Source organism: Pelagerythrobacter marensis (genome assembly GCF_036700095.1).
Classification (GTDB): Bacteria; Pseudomonadota; Alphaproteobacteria; order Sphingomonadales; family Sphingomonadaceae; genus Pelagerythrobacter; species Pelagerythrobacter marensis_A.
This window is the reverse complement of record NZ_CP144918.1, coordinates 2,431,666-2,446,998: the sequence shown is the minus strand read 5'-3', so window position 1 is coordinate 2,446,998 and position 15,333 is coordinate 2,431,666. Positions and strand designations below refer to the sequence as shown.

16 protein-coding genes are annotated in these 15,333 nt (G+C 64.4%); 10 read left to right on the top strand and 6 right to left on the bottom strand.

Translation table 11 applies throughout. The features are described from left to right. The first annotated feature begins 40 nt into the window (after positions 1–40). From pstC to phoB, 5 genes are read left to right on the top strand one after another with little or no spacing between them, the layout of a single operon-like run. The gene (gene pstC, locus V5F89_RS11605) at positions 41–1,426 is read left to right on the top strand and encodes a phosphate ABC transporter permease subunit PstC (RefSeq protein ID WP_338445788.1); all 1,386 of its coding nucleotides are present in this window, start codon (positions 41–43) and stop codon (positions 1,424–1,426) included. Further along, on the top strand, positions 1,419–2,666 hold the full coding sequence (gene pstA, locus V5F89_RS11600; protein WP_338447575.1) for a phosphate ABC transporter permease PstA: 1,248 nt from the start codon (positions 1,419–1,421) through the stop codon (positions 2,664–2,666). Before pstC ends, pstA begins: the two co-directional genes overlap by 8 nt. Before the next feature lie 38 nt (positions 2,667–2,704). Further along, a complete protein-coding gene (pstB, locus tag V5F89_RS11595) occupies positions 2,705–3,451 on the top strand; it encodes a phosphate ABC transporter ATP-binding protein PstB (protein ID WP_338447574.1) in 747 nt (248 codons plus the stop codon). Beyond that, positions 3,451–4,119 carry a phosphate signaling complex protein PhoU gene (phoU, locus tag V5F89_RS11590; RefSeq protein ID WP_338445787.1) on the top strand — a complete coding sequence of 223 codons (669 nt, stop codon included), beginning with the start codon at positions 3,451–3,453 and terminating at the stop codon, positions 4,117–4,119. Before pstB ends, phoU begins: the two co-directional genes overlap by 1 nt. 46 nt (positions 4,120–4,165) lie before the next feature. Continuing rightward, positions 4,166–4,855, top strand: a complete 690-nt coding sequence (gene phoB / locus V5F89_RS11585) for a phosphate regulon transcriptional regulator PhoB (protein WP_338445786.1) — start codon at positions 4,166–4,168, stop codon at positions 4,853–4,855. A gap of 50 nt (positions 4,856–4,905) precedes the next feature. Here phoB and V5F89_RS11580 read toward each other — a convergent pair whose 3' ends face one another. From V5F89_RS11580 to V5F89_RS11565, 4 genes are all read right to left on the bottom strand, one after another. Continuing rightward, on the bottom strand, positions 4,906–6,108 hold the full coding sequence (locus tag V5F89_RS11580; RefSeq protein ID WP_338445785.1) for a type III PLP-dependent enzyme: 1,203 nt from the start codon (positions 6,106–6,108) through the stop codon (positions 4,906–4,908). Positions 6,109–6,306: 198 nt separating this feature from the next. Further along, entirely contained in the window at positions 6,307–6,813 is a 507-nt protein-coding gene (locus V5F89_RS11575; RefSeq protein ID WP_338445784.1) for a hypothetical protein, read from the bottom strand. 65 nt (positions 6,814–6,878) lie between these two features. Then, positions 6,879–8,057 (bottom strand): carboxynorspermidine decarboxylase, encoded by a 1,179-nt coding sequence (locus V5F89_RS11570; protein WP_338445783.1) that lies wholly within the window; start codon positions 8,055–8,057, stop codon positions 6,879–6,881. Positions 8,058–8,138: 81 nt separating this feature from the next. Continuing rightward, complete coding sequence (locus V5F89_RS11565; RefSeq protein ID WP_338445782.1) at positions 8,139–9,362, bottom strand: saccharopine dehydrogenase family protein; 1,224 nt, start codon at positions 9,360–9,362, stop codon at positions 8,139–8,141. Between the two features lie 262 nt (positions 9,363–9,624). Here V5F89_RS11565 and V5F89_RS11560 point away from each other — a divergent pair, with 262 nt between their 5' ends. The 5 genes from V5F89_RS11560 to V5F89_RS11540 all read left to right on the top strand — a co-directional run bounded on the left by V5F89_RS11560 (position 9,625) and on the right by V5F89_RS11540 (position 13,486). Further along, the gene (locus V5F89_RS11560; RefSeq protein WP_338445781.1) at positions 9,625–10,593 is read left to right on the top strand and encodes a threonine ammonia-lyase; all 969 of its coding nucleotides are present in this window, start codon (positions 9,625–9,627) and stop codon (positions 10,591–10,593) included. Positions 10,594–10,676: 83 nt separating this feature from the next. After that, positions 10,677–11,891, top strand: a complete 1,215-nt coding sequence (locus tag V5F89_RS11555; RefSeq protein ID WP_338445780.1) for a DUF3419 family protein — start codon at positions 10,677–10,679, stop codon at positions 11,889–11,891. After that, the gene (locus V5F89_RS11550) at positions 11,891–12,550 is read left to right on the top strand and encodes a class I SAM-dependent methyltransferase (RefSeq protein WP_338445779.1); all 660 of its coding nucleotides are present in this window, start codon (positions 11,891–11,893) and stop codon (positions 12,548–12,550) included. Before V5F89_RS11555 ends, V5F89_RS11550 begins: the two co-directional genes overlap by 1 nt. Positions 12,551–12,604: 54 nt before the next feature. Continuing rightward, positions 12,605–13,033 (top strand): MAPEG family protein, encoded by a 429-nt coding sequence (locus V5F89_RS11545; protein ID WP_338445778.1) that lies wholly within the window; start codon positions 12,605–12,607, stop codon positions 13,031–13,033. 15 nt (positions 13,034–13,048) lie between these two features. Then, positions 13,049–13,486 carry an MAPEG family protein gene (locus V5F89_RS11540; protein ID WP_338445777.1) on the top strand — a complete coding sequence of 146 codons (438 nt, stop codon included), beginning with the start codon at positions 13,049–13,051 and terminating at the stop codon, positions 13,484–13,486. Positions 13,487–13,525: 39 nt separating this feature from the next. On the opposite strand, the gene trxB is transcribed toward V5F89_RS11540, so the two are convergent. Both trxB and V5F89_RS11530 read right to left on the bottom strand, forming a co-directional pair. Further along, positions 13,526–14,506, bottom strand: coding sequence for a thioredoxin-disulfide reductase (gene trxB, locus V5F89_RS11535; protein ID WP_338445776.1), 981 nt, complete (start codon positions 14,504–14,506; stop codon positions 13,526–13,528). Positions 14,507–14,546: 40 nt separating this feature from the next. Further along, positions 14,547–15,326 carry a tyrosine-protein phosphatase gene (locus tag V5F89_RS11530; protein WP_338445775.1) on the bottom strand — a complete coding sequence of 260 codons (780 nt, stop codon included), beginning with the start codon at positions 15,324–15,326 and terminating at the stop codon, positions 14,547–14,549. Positions 15,327–15,333 lie beyond the last annotated feature (7 nt).

The following is a 15,333-nucleotide window of genomic DNA, read 5'->3' as shown; positions in this document are numbered from 1 at the left end:
CCGGGCCGTCGTAATCCAGGCGATCTAGGTCCCGATCCGCGTGTCTCTCACTATCCTCCTACTGCTCGCGCTGGGCCTCGGACTGGCTGGCTGGCTCGCCGGACGGGCTCGCGCCTGGAGCTTCCGTCGCAGTGCGGGGGCCGGCAGCCTCGCCGCCCTGCCCAGCTATCATGCCTGGTACGTCGCGCTATGGATCGTCGTGCCGATGATCATTTTCATCGCCGCCTGGAGCGTGATTGCGCCCCAGCTCATCAGCCAGCATGTCCTGGCATCGCCCGCGGCAGCCGACCTGCCTGAATTTGGGTTCAAACGCGAATCGCTGCTGTCGGAGGCGCGTGCCGTCGCCACCGGAGCGGCCACTGCGGTCTTCAATCAGGAGGCGGCCGCTCTGGTGGAACCTTATCGCGAGGCGATCGGACGGTATCAGACGATCGGCATCGTCGTCGCGCTGATACTCGGCTTCATCGGCGGGGTCTGGTCGTTCCTGCGGATCAAGCCGGATTTCACGGCGCGCACCCGTGTCGAACGAACGGTCATGGTGATCCTGCTACTGGCTTCGCTGGTGGCGATTTTGACCACGCTGGGCATTTTCGTCAGCCTGGTGTTCGAGACCATCCGGTTCTTCGGCATGGTCAATCCGATCGATTTCCTCTTCGGATTGCACTGGGGCCCCGATCCGATGGCCAATGCGGCCAATCCCGATCCCAGCCGGTACGGCGCGATCCCTCTGTTCTGGGGCACAATCTTCATCGGCGCGATCATTGCCATGATCGTAGCGATCCCGCTGGGCCTGATGAGCGCGATCTACCTGACCCAATATGCCGATCCGCGGGTGCGATCGTGGGTCAAGCCGGCGCTGGAGATTCTCGCCGGCGTGCCGACGGTGGTTTACGGCTATTTCGCCGCGCTCACGGTGGCGCCTTTCATCCGCGATCTCGCGGTTGCGGCCGGGATGTCCAACCCATCCAGCGAAAGCGCGCTCGCCGCGGGCCTGGTCATGGGCGTAATGATCATTCCGTTCGTTTCTTCGATGGCCGACGATTCGATCGCCGCGGTTCCGCAGGCCATGCGCGACGGCAGCCTGGCCATGGGCGCGACCACGTCGGAAACCATCCGCCGTGTGCTGGTGCCTGCCGCCCTGCCCGGCATCGTCGCCGGCGTCATGCTGGCGATCAGCCGTGCGATCGGCGAAACGATGATCGTGGTCATGGCCGCGTCCACTGCGGCCAATCTCAGCGCCAATCCGCTGGAAGCGATGACCACGGTCACCGTGCAGATCGTCGCCATGCTGACGGGCGAGGGAAGCTTCGACCATCCCGCCACGCTGAGTGCCTTCGCGCTCGGCTTCGTATTGTTCCTGGTCACCCTCGGCCTGAATTTTATCGCCCTGCGCGTGGTCAAGAGGTTCCGTGAAGCCTATGAGTGAGCGTCTTCCCACTCGGACCGAAGCCTTCGAGGCACGGCTGAAGAAGCGCTATGCCGCAGAACGCCGCTTCCGGCTGGCGGGTATCGGCGCGATCGCGTTCTCTATCGTGGTGCTGGCCTTCTTGCTGGGCACCATGACGCTCAACGGAATCGGCGGTTTCCAGCGAACCGAACTGACCGTACCCATCGATTTTACCGAAGCGGGACTTACCGGCGACCCTGCCGTTCTGTCGCAGCCGGGCGGCCTGCAGAACCTCGAGGCGCAGGGCCTGCCGGCGGTCGTGCAGTTCTTCGCAGAGCGCGAACTGGGGCCCGAAGGGGCGGCGGAACTGGGGAACGGCGCCTGGCGCGAGGTTGGAGAAGCGATTGTCGCCGATCCTGCATTGCTCAACCGACGCGCGGTTTTCGACCTCCCGGCAAGCGCCAATCTGGCTGCGGCGCTCAACGGCGAAGGGGCGCCCGAGATGGAGGCGCTGGCGGCGCGGCTCGAAGCCGAGGGGAAACTGGGAACCGGGTTCGACGTGGGCTTCCTGACCCGTGCGGATGCCACCGATCCGCAACAGGTCGGCATCTGGGGGGCGCTCAAGGGATCGATTCTGACGATGATCGTCACCCTCGCCCTCGCCTTCCCGATCGGGGTGCTTGCCGCGCTCTATTTGGAAGAATACGCGCCGAGGAACCGCTGGACCGACCTGATCGAAGTGTCGATCAACAATCTGGCAGCGGTCCCCTCGATAATTTTCGGACTTCTCGGCCTTGCCGTCTTCTTGTGGATGTTCCCGTCGATGCGTTCCGCACCGCTGATCGGCGGCATGACGCTGGCGTTGATGACAATGCCGGTGATCGTGATTTCCGGGCGCAACGCGATCAAGGCGGTGCCGCCTTCCATCCGCGACGGCGCGCTGGCGATCGGCGCATCGCCCGTGCAGGTCGTGTTCCACCATGTTCTCCCCCTCGCCCTGCCCGGCATCCTGACCGGCACGATCATCGGCATGGCCCGTGCCCTGGGCGAGACCGCGCCGCTGCTGATGATCGGCATGCGTGCCTTCGTCGCCAGCCCGCCGGACGGGTTCACTTCGCCCGCCACTGTCCTTCCCGTGCAGATCTTTCTATGGTCGGACGAAATCGACCGCGGGTTCGTGGAACGGACATCCGCGGCGATTATCGTCCTGCTGCTCTTCCTCCTCGTGATGAACGGGCTGGCCATCTACCTGCGCAACAAATTCGAGAAAAAGTGGTGACCGTAGTCCATCCCAATCTGGAAGACACCGAAGCCAAGATGAGCACGCGGGACGTTTCCGTGTTCTATGGCGACAAACGGGCGATCGACAACGTCTCGATCGACATTCCGACCAAGTACGTCACGGCCTTCATCGGGCCTTCGGGTTGCGGCAAATCGACTTTCCTGCGCACGCTCAACCGCATGAACGACACGATCCCTTCGGCCAGGGTCGAAGGCGAGATCCTGCTCGACGGCGAAGATATCTATCGTTCGAAGATGGACGTGGTGCACTTGCGCGCGCGCGTGGGAATGGTGTTCCAGAAACCCAACCCCTTCCCCAAATCGATCTACGAGAACATCGCCTATGGCCCGCGCATCCACGGCCTGGCCGAAGGGAAGCAGGAACTGGACGCCATCGTGGAAACGTCCCTCCAGCGGGCCGGATTGTGGAACGAGGTGAAAGACAGGCTGGACGACAGCGGAACCGCGCTTTCCGGCGGGCAGCAGCAGCGGCTGTGCATTGCCCGGGCGATCGCGGTCGACCCGGAAGTCATCCTGATGGACGAGCCCTGCTCCGCGCTCGACCCGATCGCGACTGCCAAGATCGAGGAGCTGATCGACGAGCTCAATGGCCGCTACGCCATCGTGATCGTCACCCACTCGATGCAGCAGGCGGCACGGGTCTCGCAGCGCACGGCCTTCTTCCACCTCGGAAAGATGGTGGAATACGGCCGTACATCTGACATATTCACCAATCCGCTCGAAGAGCGGACGAAAGACTATATTACGGGCAGGTACGGCTGATGACCGAGCATACAGTCAAGGCGTTCGACGAGGACATCACCCGCCTGCGCGGGTTGATCGCCGAAATGGGCGGGCTGGCGGAAGTCGCGGTGCAGAATGCCATGGACGCTCTGGTCAGGGGCGACGATGCCCTCGCGAAGAAGATCATCGAAGGCGACAAGAAGATCGACGCGCTCGAATCGGAAGTCGACAAGCTGGCAGTCCGGGTGATCGCCCTGCGCGCGCCGATGGCGGATGATCTGCGCGAGGTGATCGCCGCGCTCAAGATCGCCGGCGTGGTGGAGCGGATCGGCGATTATTCCAAGGCGATCGCCAAGGCGAGCCGCGAGATCGCGGACCGCAAACGGTTCGAGCCGCTGACCCTGCTCCCCGCGATGGGCGAACTCGCTGCCGAGATGGTTCACGACGTGCTGACCGCCTATGGCGCGCGCGATGCCGCGCTTGCGCGCGAAGTGATCGCGGCCGACCGCAAGGTCGATAACTTCTACAACTCGATCTTCCGCAACCTGGTCAGCCACATGGTCGAAAATCCCTCGACCATCTCGACTGCGGCGCAACTGCTGTTCGTCGCCCGCAATATCGAGCGGATCGGCGACCACGCGACCAATGTCGCCGAAATGGTCCACTTCGCCGCCACCGGCACATATCCGGTGGACGACGATTTATGACATCTTTGTCGTCAAAGTGAAATATTAGCGGTGTCTTGAATTCGTCATGACCACCGCAACCCTGCTTCTCGTCGAAGACGACCCCGCGCTCTCGGACCTGCTCGAGTACCGCTTCTCCAACGAAGGCTATCGCGTGCGTGCGACCGCCGACGGGGACGAGGCGCTGGTGCTCGCGGCCGAAGAGGTTCCCGACCTCGTTATCCTGGACTGGATGATCGAAGGGACCAGCGGAATCGAGGTCTGCCGCCGCTTGCGCCGCGACAAGACGACGGCACATGTCCCGATCATCATGCTGACCGCGCGCGAGGCGGAGGACGATCGCATTCGCGGTCTCGAAACCGGTGCTGACGACTATGTGACCAAGCCGTTCTCGCCGCGCGAGCTGCTGGCCCGCGTGGCCGCCGTGCTGCGCCGGATTCGCCCCGCGCTTGCGGGCGAGACGATCGAAGTCGGCGATATCAAGCTCGACCCCGTGGCGCACAAGGTCATCCGGCGCGGCCAGAGCCTGCAGATGGGCCCGACCGAATATCGCCTGCTGAAGTTCTTCATGGAAAGCCCGGGCCGGGTGTTCAGCCGCAACCAGCTGCTCGACGGCGTCTGGGGCACGGGCAGCGATATCGAGCTGCGGACGGTCGATGTCCACATCCGTCGGCTGCGCAAGGCGCTGGAATTGACCAATGCGCCCGATCCGATCCGCACCGTCCGTTCGGCCGGTTACGCCTTCGAAGCGGTCTGAGGCGGTCGCGGCGGGGACGATCGCGTCCCGGCCGCGACACTCCTGCCGGATCAGCGCAGGCTCACCACGTTGTCGCTCGCCGGCATGACCCGGTCACCGCGATAGAGGCTCGCCATCGGTTCGTCCGCGACCACGATCTGCTCGGCATTGCCGAAACCGTTGAAGCCGGTCTTCATCGCCGCGCCATAGGCCCCGATCATGCCGATTTCGATATAGTCGCCCGCCTGAATGTCGCCCGGCAGAACGAACGGCCCCTTCATGTAATCGGCATCGTCGCAGGTCGGCCCGTAGAAGGCGAACTCCTGCGGCGGATCGCGCAGATCCTCGGCCAGAGCGGTCACCGGAAAGCGCCAGTCGACATGCGCGGCATCGAACAGCGCGCCATAGGCGCCATCGTTGATGTAGAGCTCGTCGCCGCGACGCTTCTCCACCCGCACGACCACCGAGGAATACTCGGCACACAACGCCCGCCCCGGCTCGCACCACAGTTCCGCGTTGTAGGCGATCGGCAGGTTTTCGAAATGCCGGTGGATAACCCCGAAATAGTCCTCCAGCGGAGGCGGCTCCATGTCCGGGTAGATCGAAGGGAAGCCGCCGCCCACATCGACCACGTCGATCACGACGCTGGCTTCGGCCACTGCCACGCGAACCCGCTCCAGCGCCTGAACATAAGCGAACGGCGTCATCGCCTGGCTGCCGACGTGGAAGCACACGCCCAGCCAGTCGCAGTGCTGACGGGTCGCCTGAAGCAGCGGCGCCGCGTCGGCCAGATCGACGCCGAACTTGGACGCCAGGCTCAGCTCCGAATAGTCGGAGCTGACGCGCAGGCGCACCAGAAGGCGCAGGTCCTTCGCCGGCTCGCCGGCTTCGTTGGTGCAGGCGGCAACGATCTTCTCCAGTTCCTCGATCGTGTCGAGGCTGAAGGTTTTCACGCCATGTTCGAAATAGGCCTCACGGATCGCGCGCGGTGTTTTCACCGGATGCATGAAACACAGCGTCGCCTGCGGCAGGGCGTCGCGAACCAGGCGCACCTCGGCGATCGAGGCGACGTCGTAATGCGTGATCCCGCCCGCCCAGAGGACCTTGAGCAGGTCGGGCGAAGGATTGGCCTTCACCGCGTAGAGCGACTTGCCGGGAAACTTCTCGACGAAGAAACGCGCGGCGCGCTCCGCGGCATGCGGGCGATTGAGGATAACCGGTTCGTCCGGCGCCAGTGCGCGAACTACAGACCGGGCGTCAGGATGAATGTGCAACTCAAGGGACCCCCAAACGGTTAAGTTCTAACGAGGCTGCCTTACGGTCAGGAAGTCCCCTTGGGGCAGCGGGGTGCCGCCTATAAGGCTCACAGCGTGAACCGCAAGTGAAAACTCGCGTTTGCCGGCGCAAGATCGGGTCGGACGAAGCGGGCGTGCGGCAGGACAGGTCGTGCGCCGCCTGCCCGACCGATCGATTCATTCGCCCAGCAAGGTTTCGACCACGCTGGGAGTGAGGCTCAGGAGAACGACGACATTCTCGCGCAGGTTGGCCATCGTGACGCCGTGGTCGAGAACGACATACCGCGTGATACCGATGGTACCGCTGGAATCGCGCCACGTATTGACCGCGGCCTGGGTCAGGTTTGCCTGCAGCAGCGCCTGGTCGGTGATATCGGAGTCGGCATCGAACCGGACCTGCATCATGACACCCTGGCACCCGGCGATATCGCCCACGTCGCAGGCCGTGCCGACGACGAGATAGTTGGTCCCGCTGTCGGAGCTTGCCGAGACGCTGACATTCCCGAACTCGCCCTCGCCCTTCAACTCGTGGCCAAGCGAGGTCACGATCGCCTTGAGATCGGCGGTGTCCACTGCCCTGATCATGCGCGAGGGTGAATAGTCTTGCGCCGCGGCCGGCGCAGCAGCGGACAGGCCGCTCGCGGCCAGCGCAATGGACGCAGCGCATGCAGACAGTTTACGCATCGGATTTCCCCCGTTTCCCAAACAATTATAGCCAAGGGCCAACGCGAAAGGGCTCGCCGGCACCCCTAGCTGAGCCGATCGCGAAAGTCTTCGTAGCCGAAACGCTTCACTTGTTCGAGCGTATCGGTCTCGCTGTCCCAAAGCCAGATTGACGGCAACTGCACCCCGTTGAAGGTGTTGGTCTTCACCATCGAATAGTGCGCCTGGTCGAGAAAGGCGATCCTCTGGCCCGGCTCGCAGGGCACGGGCAGGCGATAGTCGCCGATTACGTCGCCGGCGAGGCAGGACGGGCCGCCGAGGCGCACTGCCTCACCCGCATCGGCAGCGCGCTCGCCCATCAATGCCGGACGGTAGGGCGCCTCGATCACATCGGGCATATGGCAGGTTGCCGAAACGTCCAGCGTGGCGAGGGGCATCCCGTTCCAGTGCGAATCGAGTATTGTGCCGACCAGAATGCCGGCATCGAGCGCCACGGCCTCGCCCGGCTCCAGGTATATTTCCGCTCCGGTATCCTCCCGCGCGTCGCGCAGGAACGCGACGAGTTCCTCACGCTGGTAGTCGGCGCGGGTGATGTGGTGGCCACCGCCCATGTTGATCCATTTGAGCTGGCCGAACCACGGTTCGATCGCGTCGAACACTTTGTCCCATGTCTGGCGCAGCGGTTCGAAATCCTGCTCGCACAGATTGTGGAAATGGATTCCGTCGACCCGATCCATGATCTCGGGCGTGAGCTGGTCGATCGGGAAGCCGAGCCGCGAACCGGGCGAGGACGGGTCGTAGCGGGGAACGTCCCCGGTCGGCACCTGTGGATTGATGCGCAGGCCGACATCGAAATCCTGCCCCCCGGCACGGGCCTGCTCGAGGATCAGCGCCGCACGCTCAAGCTGGCCCGGCGTGTTGAAGATGACGTGATCCGAAAGGCGGCAGATCTCCTCCAGCTCGTCGGGCTTGTACGCAGCCGAATAGGTCACGATCTCGCCGTCGTAGAATTCGCCCGCAAGCCGCGCCTCCCACAACCCGGACGTGCACACCCCGTCGAGGTATTCGCCGACGATCGGCGCGACGGACCACATGGAAAACGCCTTGAGCGCGGCGAGCACCTTGATCTCCGCCGCGTCGCGGATGTCGGCAAGCACTTGCAGGTTGGCGCGCAGCCTGGCCGTGTCGACGACGAACGCCGGGCTATCGACCCGGTTCAGGTCGAAGTGGGCGAAAGCGCCCGGATCGCCGGCTCTGGTTTCCATGTTCAAGCCTCATTGCGGAAATCAAGGCAGGTCTGTGCCCGCACTATTCCCCGTCCGCGTCGCCGCGCGAAGCGAGTGCGTTCAGAAGTCCACCGGACCGTCCAGCTCTTTCACGTTCCACGGCAGGCCCTGCTCGCCGAGCATGTCGAGGAAGGGATCGGGGTCGAACTGCTCCATATTGAAGACGCCGCCCTCGCCTTCGGGCGCGCACCATTTGCCCTGCAGCATCATCGCCGAACCGACCATCGCGGGAACGCCGGTGGTATAGCTCACGGCCTGGTTGCCGGTTTCCTCGTAGGCGTCCTCGTGATCGCAGATATTGTTGATATAGAACGTCTTCTCGCCCGAACCGTCGAGCGCCTCGCCGGTCGCGATCACGCCGATATTGGTCTTCCCCTTGGTCGTTTCCCCCAGCGTTTCCGGCTTGGGCAGCACGGCGGCGAGGAATTGGAGCGGAATGATATCGTGCCCCTGGTACTTGACCGGGTCGATCCGCGTCATCCCGACATTCTGTAGCACGGTCAAATGCTTGATGTACTCGTCGCCGAACGTCATCCAGAAACGCGCCCGCTCCAGCTCGGGATTGAACTTCGCGAGACTTTCCAGCTCCTCGTGATACATCATGTACATGTTCTTGGGGCCGACACCCTCGAACTCGAACTCGACCTTCTCCGCCATGGCGGGGGTTTCCACCCACTTGCCGTTTTCCCAGTGGCGGGCGGGCGCGGTCACTTCGCGAATATTGATTTCGGGATTGAAATTGGTCGCGAAGTGCTGTCCGTGATCGCCCCCATTGCAGTCGAGGATGTCGAGCTGACGGATCGTCTTCAGCTTGTGCTTCTTCAGCCACATCGTGAACACGCTGGTCACGCCCGGGTCGAAACCGCTGCCCAGCAGCGCCATGATCCCGGCTTCCTTGAACCGGTCGTGATAAGCCCACTGCCACTTGTATTCGAACTTCGCCTCGTCCTTCGGCTCGTAATTGGCAGTGTCGAGGTAATCGACGCCGGCCTCCAGGCAGGCGTCCATGATCGGCAGGTCCTGGTAAGGGAGCGCAAGGTTGACCACCAGGCTCGGCCCCAGCTTGCGGATCAGGTTGACCATCGCGGGGACTTCCTCCGCGTCGATCTCGTATGTGGCCACTTCCTGCCCGGTGCGCTGCCTGACCGATTCGGCGATCGCGTCGCATTTCGATTTGGTACGACTGGCGAGATGGATCTGGCTGAAAATGTCGGGATTCATCGCCATCTTGTGGACGCAGACCGAGCTGACCCCGCCTGCCCCGATTACCAGCACTTTCGACATAGCTGCTCCAATCTCGTTTCTGATGAGCCTTCGCGCAGGCTCATGGATAATGCCCGCTCACATAGGGAAATGCGCCGCCATCGCAATACGATCCGAAATCGGTTCCTTACTCCGCCCGGATTGGGCATGGCGTGCGCATGCGCCCTTGCGTCGCGCCCGTTGTTCCGCCGCCCTTCCGGCACCGGTTTGCCAGCGTCGCGCGCGGCGTGTTGCTTCAGGACTGCGACCATGCAGTCCCTCTCTCGCGTGAGGATATCCAGAAATGACCGCCCAGCCCCGCTCGACCCCCGCCCCGAATCGCGATGGCGTGCTTCGTGCCGCCTCGGCCATTGCCGCGATCCTGCCCCCGACCCCGCTGCTGCCGGTCGAAGTTGCAGGCTCGCGCATATGGGCCAAGGCCGAGATGCTCCAGCCGATCGGTGCGTTCAAGATCCGCGGCGCATGGCACCGGCTGAACGCGCTGGACGAAGACGAGCGCGCGCGCGGCGTGGTCGCCGTGTCGAGCGGCAACCACGCGCAGGGTGTGGCCTGGGCCGCACGGCGACTGGGCATTGCCGCGACCATCGTGATGCCGCACGACGCGCCCGGGGTGAAGCTCGACGCCACGCGCGCACTGGGGGCGGAAATCGTGCTCTACGATCGCCCGGGCGAGGATCGCGACGCAGTCGCCGCACGCGAGGTGGAGCGGCGCGGGGCGGTGCTGGTCCATGCCTTCGCCGATCCATGGGTGATCGAGGGCCAGGGCAGCGCAGGCATCGAAATCGCCGAACAGCTCGGGCGTGCGCCTTCGCGCATCGTCGTCCCGTGCGGCGGCGGCGGATTGAGCGCGGGGCTGGCTCTCGCCTGCCCCGACTCGCGTATCTACCCGGTCGAGCCGGAAGGGTGGGACGTGGTCGGACGCAGCCTCGCCGCCGGCGAGATCGTGCGCGCCGGCGACGATGCCCCGAAGACGATCTGCGATGCGCTGCAACCCACCGCCACTGCGCCGATCAACCTCTCGGTCCTGCGTGGCCGCAGCGAACCGGGGCTTACGGTAACCGACGAGGAAGTCCGCGCTGCGCAGCGGTTCGCCTTCGCGAAGCTGCGGCTGGTGGTCGAGCCGGGCGGTGCGGCTGCACTTGCCGCCGTGCTGGCCGGGAAAGTGACGGTGGATGACAGCAGCGTCGTCATGCTGACCGGGGGGAACTGCGATCCGCAGCGTTTCGCGGAGACGCTTGCCGCCGCCGGATAGCGCGGCAGTTGTGGAAACCGTCACACGGCGGACATGCAGGCGACCTAATCGCGACCCGAAACCACCAGCGGGAAGCGGGCAAGATGACGGTACAGGCAAAGCGCATCATCGACGATGCAGTGGTGCGCAAGGCGGCAAAGCCGGGCGAAAGGCTGCTCGACCGGGCCTTCGCGCTCGCGTTCAAGGGGCTGGTCTATGCCCAGATCTGGGAAGACCCGGTGGTCGATATGGAAGGTCTGGCGATCGAACCCGACAGCCGGGTCCTGTGCATCGCCAGCGGAAGCTGCAATGCCCTGTCCTACCTTGTGGCCGACCCGGCGCAGGTGGTCGCGGTGGACCTCAACCGCGCGCATGTCGCGCTCGGTCGACTCAAGATCGCGGCGATCCGCCATCTGCCGACTTACGACCGCTTCCGCCGCTTTTTCGCGGAGGCCGACCACAAGGAAAACCGCGAGGTTTACGACACTCTCATCGCCCCCCACCTCGACCCGGAGAGCCGCCGGTACTGGGAAAGTCGCGACATCACCGGCCGGCGCCGGATCACCCATTTCACCCGCGGGATCTACCGCCAGGGGCTGCTCGGCGGCTTTATCGGCCTCGCGCATCTTTTCGCCCGCCTGTACCGTATCGACCTGTCGCGGGTGCTGGCAGCCGCCACGCTGGAGGAACAGCGCGAAGTGTTCGAGCGCGAGCTGGCCCCGGTGTTCGACCGGCGCTTCGTTCGCTGGCTGACCGATCATCCGGCTTCTCTGTTCGGGCTGGGAATCCCGCCGGCGCAGTATACGGTGCTTGCCGGCGACGAAAGAATGGCGGCCGTGCTCCGCCGGAGGCTGGAAAAGCTCGCTTGCGGTTTCTCGGTGGCCGACAACTACTTCGCCTGGCAGGCCTTTGCCCGCGGATACGATCGCCGGCCGGAGGCTTCGCTGCCACCCTATCTGCAGCGCGCGAACTGGGAAACCCTGCGCGAGCGCGCCGATCGGATCGACCTGCGCAATGCGAACCTCGTGCACTATCTCGAGGATCGGGATGCGACCAGTCACGACCGCTATGTCCTGCTGGATGCGCAGGACTGGATGGACGACGGCCAGCTCAACGCGCTGTGGGCGCAGATCACGCGCACGGCGCGCCCCGGTGCACGGGTCCTGTTCCGCACCGCTGCCGCGCCGACCCTCCTGCCCGGTCGCCTCGCCCCCGATCTTCTCGACCGCTGGATCTATCGCGAGGAGCTGTCATCGGATCTCACCGCGCGCGACCGGTCGTCGATCTACGGCGGCGTCCATCTCTACGAGCTTGCCTGATGGAAGCGCCCTTCCCGCAGAGGGAGCGCGATCACGCCGCGTTGATGGACCGCGTCTATCGCGGCCAGCGGCATATCTACGACCTTACACGGAAATACTATCTGCTCGGGCGTGACCGGCTGATCGCCGATCTCGCCTGCCGGCCGGGCGACGCAGTGCTGGAAATCGCCTGCGGCACGGGCAGGAACCTCGCCAAGGTGGGACGTCGCTGGCCGGGCACACAGCTCTACGGGATCGACATATCGCGGGAAATGCTGCGGTCCGCCGAGGCCAGCCTGGGCGACCGGGCCGTTCTGGCGGCCGCCGATGCCTGCGGCTTCGATCCGCAGGCAGTGCTGGGGCGCGCCCTGTTCGATCGCGTCGTTCTTTCCTATTCGCTGTCGATGATCCCCGACTGGGAAGCGGCGCTGAACCATGCCGCGAGCCTGCTTGCGCCCGGGGGCACGCTCCACGTCGTCGATTTCGGCGACCTGGAGGGCTTGCCATCACCGTTTGCGCGGGGGCTGCGGGCCTGGCTGGCCAGGTTCCACGTCGAACCCCGGAACCGTCTGGCCGCCGTCGGGGAACGGATCGCGGCGGACCGGGCGCTGTCGTGTCGGTACCGCCGGGGTCGTTTCGGATATTGCCAGCATCTCGCGCTGAGCGCCGGAGAGGTTTGACAACGAAACCGCTCCGGCGCAATCTCCCCGCGGGAACAAGGGAGGGTCACTTCGATGCAGGCTCAGATACTCGCACCCGCCGCCGTGCTGGTGGCGTGGACCCTTGTCATGCTGGTCTGGATGGCAATGACGCGGCTGCCTGCGCTGAAGAATCTCGGCGGAATGGCCAACGCAAAACCCGGCGGCCGCGGGCAGGATCTGGAAGGAGTGATCGACGACCGGATCAACTGGAAATCGCACAACTATACCCACCTGCACGAACAGCCGACGCTGTTTTACGCGGTGGTTGTGATTCTCGCGATTCTGGGGCCGCAGGCGCACGATATCGCCTTCGCCTGGGCCTACGTCGCGATCAGGGTGATCCATTCGATCTGGCAGGCGACCGTCAACAAGGTTTCGGTGCGCTTTCTGCTTTTCCTTGCCTCGACCATCTGTCTCATCGTGCTGTCGGTTCGCGCCGTCGTGCTGACGCTGAATTATTGATTGGAGAATGACCACATGATCGGAATGACGATTCTCCAGCCCCTGATCGCTCTCATGGTCTGGACCATGATCATGTGGCTGTGGATGTATGTCACGCGGATCCCGGCGATGAGCCGGGCCAAGATCGACACCGCGAACCTGACGGGCGGCACTGGCAAGGATCTGGACGGCGTCGTGCCCGACAGGGTCCAGTGGAAAGCCCATAACTACAACCACCTGCACGAAGCCCCGACGCTGTTCTATGCGGTCGGTCTGGTGCTGGCGCTGATCGGACAGGGCGACGGAATGAACGCGCTGATCGCGTGGATCTATGTCGGCCTGCGCGTGATCCATTCGCTGGTTCAGGCGACCGCGAACAAAGTCATGGTGCGGTTCGTGCTCTTCGCTCTGTCGAGCCTCGTGCTCATCGCGCTGATCATCAATGCGGCGATAGCGGTGTTCGAACTCGCCTGAACAGGCAGCCCGGCCCCGCTGCTTCTGGCCGGGCTGCCCCTATTCCGCGGCTGCGACCTCGACTTCTTCCTTCGCGAAGTCCCGCGCAGCCAGAAAGCGCTCGGCGTCGAGCGCAGCCATGCATCCCGTGCCCGCGGCCGTGACGGCCTGCCGATAGACGTGATCCATCACGTCGCCGCAGGCGAACACGCCGGGCACGGCCGTTTTCGGGGACCCCGGCTCGACAACCAGATACCCGCTCTCGTCCATGTCCAGCTTGCCCTTGAACAAGTCGGTCGCCGGCGCATGGCCGATGGCGACGAAGGCACCGTCGACTTCCAGATTCGAGCTTTCGCCGGTCACGGTGTCGCGCAGCACGAGATGCGTCAGACCCCCGGCCGCCGGATCGCCCTCGAAGCTTTCCACCGTCTTGTTCCACAGGGTCGATATCTTGTCCGACTTGAACAGCCGTTCCTGCAGGATCTTCTCCGCACGCAATTCGTCTCGGCGATGGATCAGGGTCACATCGTCCGAATGGTTGGTGAGATAGAGCGCCTCCTCAACCGCGGTATTGCCGCCGCCGATCACCGCGACCTTCTTGCCGCGATAGAAGAACCCGTCGCATGTGGCACACGCCGACACCCCCTTGCCGCCCAGTTCCTGTTCGCCCGGAACGCCAAGCCATTTCGCCGAGGCACCGGTGGCGATCACCAGCGTATCGCCGAGATATTCGTCCCCGCTGTCACCGACCGCGCGGAACGGAGAGCCGTTTTCGACATCGACCGAAACGATCGTATCCCACATCATCCGGGTGCCGACATGTTCGGCCTGCGCCTGCATTTCCTGCATCAGCCAGGGGCCCTGGATCACGTCCTTGAAGCCGGGATAGTTCTCGACATCGGTCGTAATGGTCAGCTGCCCGCCAGGCTGGAGCCCCTGCACCACGATCGGTTCCATCATCGCGCGTGCGCCGTATATCGCCGCTGACAGCCCGGCGGGGCCGGAACCTATGATGAGCATCTTGGTGCGGTGGGTAGCCATCGGGACCTTCCGTGTGGTTGGGGCGGACCGGAGAAGTGGGTTACCCCTCGGTCAAATGCAAGCGCAGCGCCTCGCGTCGCGCATCGTCCACTTCCAGCACATCGGCCAGGAATGCGTCGAGCGAACCGTGCGCTTCCTCCACAGCTTCGCGCATAGCATGCAGATAGCGCGGATCGACCCCCATCAGGACGCGAATCGTATCGTCGTCTATCGCACCGTACTTTGCACGAATGGCATCGCCGCCGGCGGCAATGCGCGCCTCGATATTGCCGGCGCTGTTGGTCAGCAGGAAATCCTCCATCGCATCATCCGGGTGGACGCCTACGGCATGATGCAGCAGGGCCACCGCCATGCCGGTGCGATCCTTGCCCGCCAGGCAGTGCACGAGGCTCGCCCCGTCCCCGCGGGCAAGGGCCGCGAAATACTGCCGCATGACCCAAAGCACCGGCTCTCGCGCCGGAAGGTTGCGGTAGATGCGCTCCATCGCCCGATGGGCCCCCTCCGACGTCAGGACGCCGTCGGCCGCTTCCATGTGAGGGGCGAGATTGGCGGTCTCTCCGTCGAACGCGATGACTTGCGCGCAGAAGCCTTCTCCCCGACGGCACGGATAGCTCTTGCGTTCGCTGGCGCCGCGAAAATCGATCACATGACGCAGGCCGAGCCGGTCGATGGCGGCAAGGTCGGCGTCGCTCGCCTCCACATGCTGCCCCGAACGGAACAACAGGCCACGCTTCATCCGCCTGCCGCCGGCCACCGGATATCCGCCGTAGTCGCGGAAGTTGTGAATCCCGTCGAGGGGAATTACGCGATCTCGATCCATCGCGCCC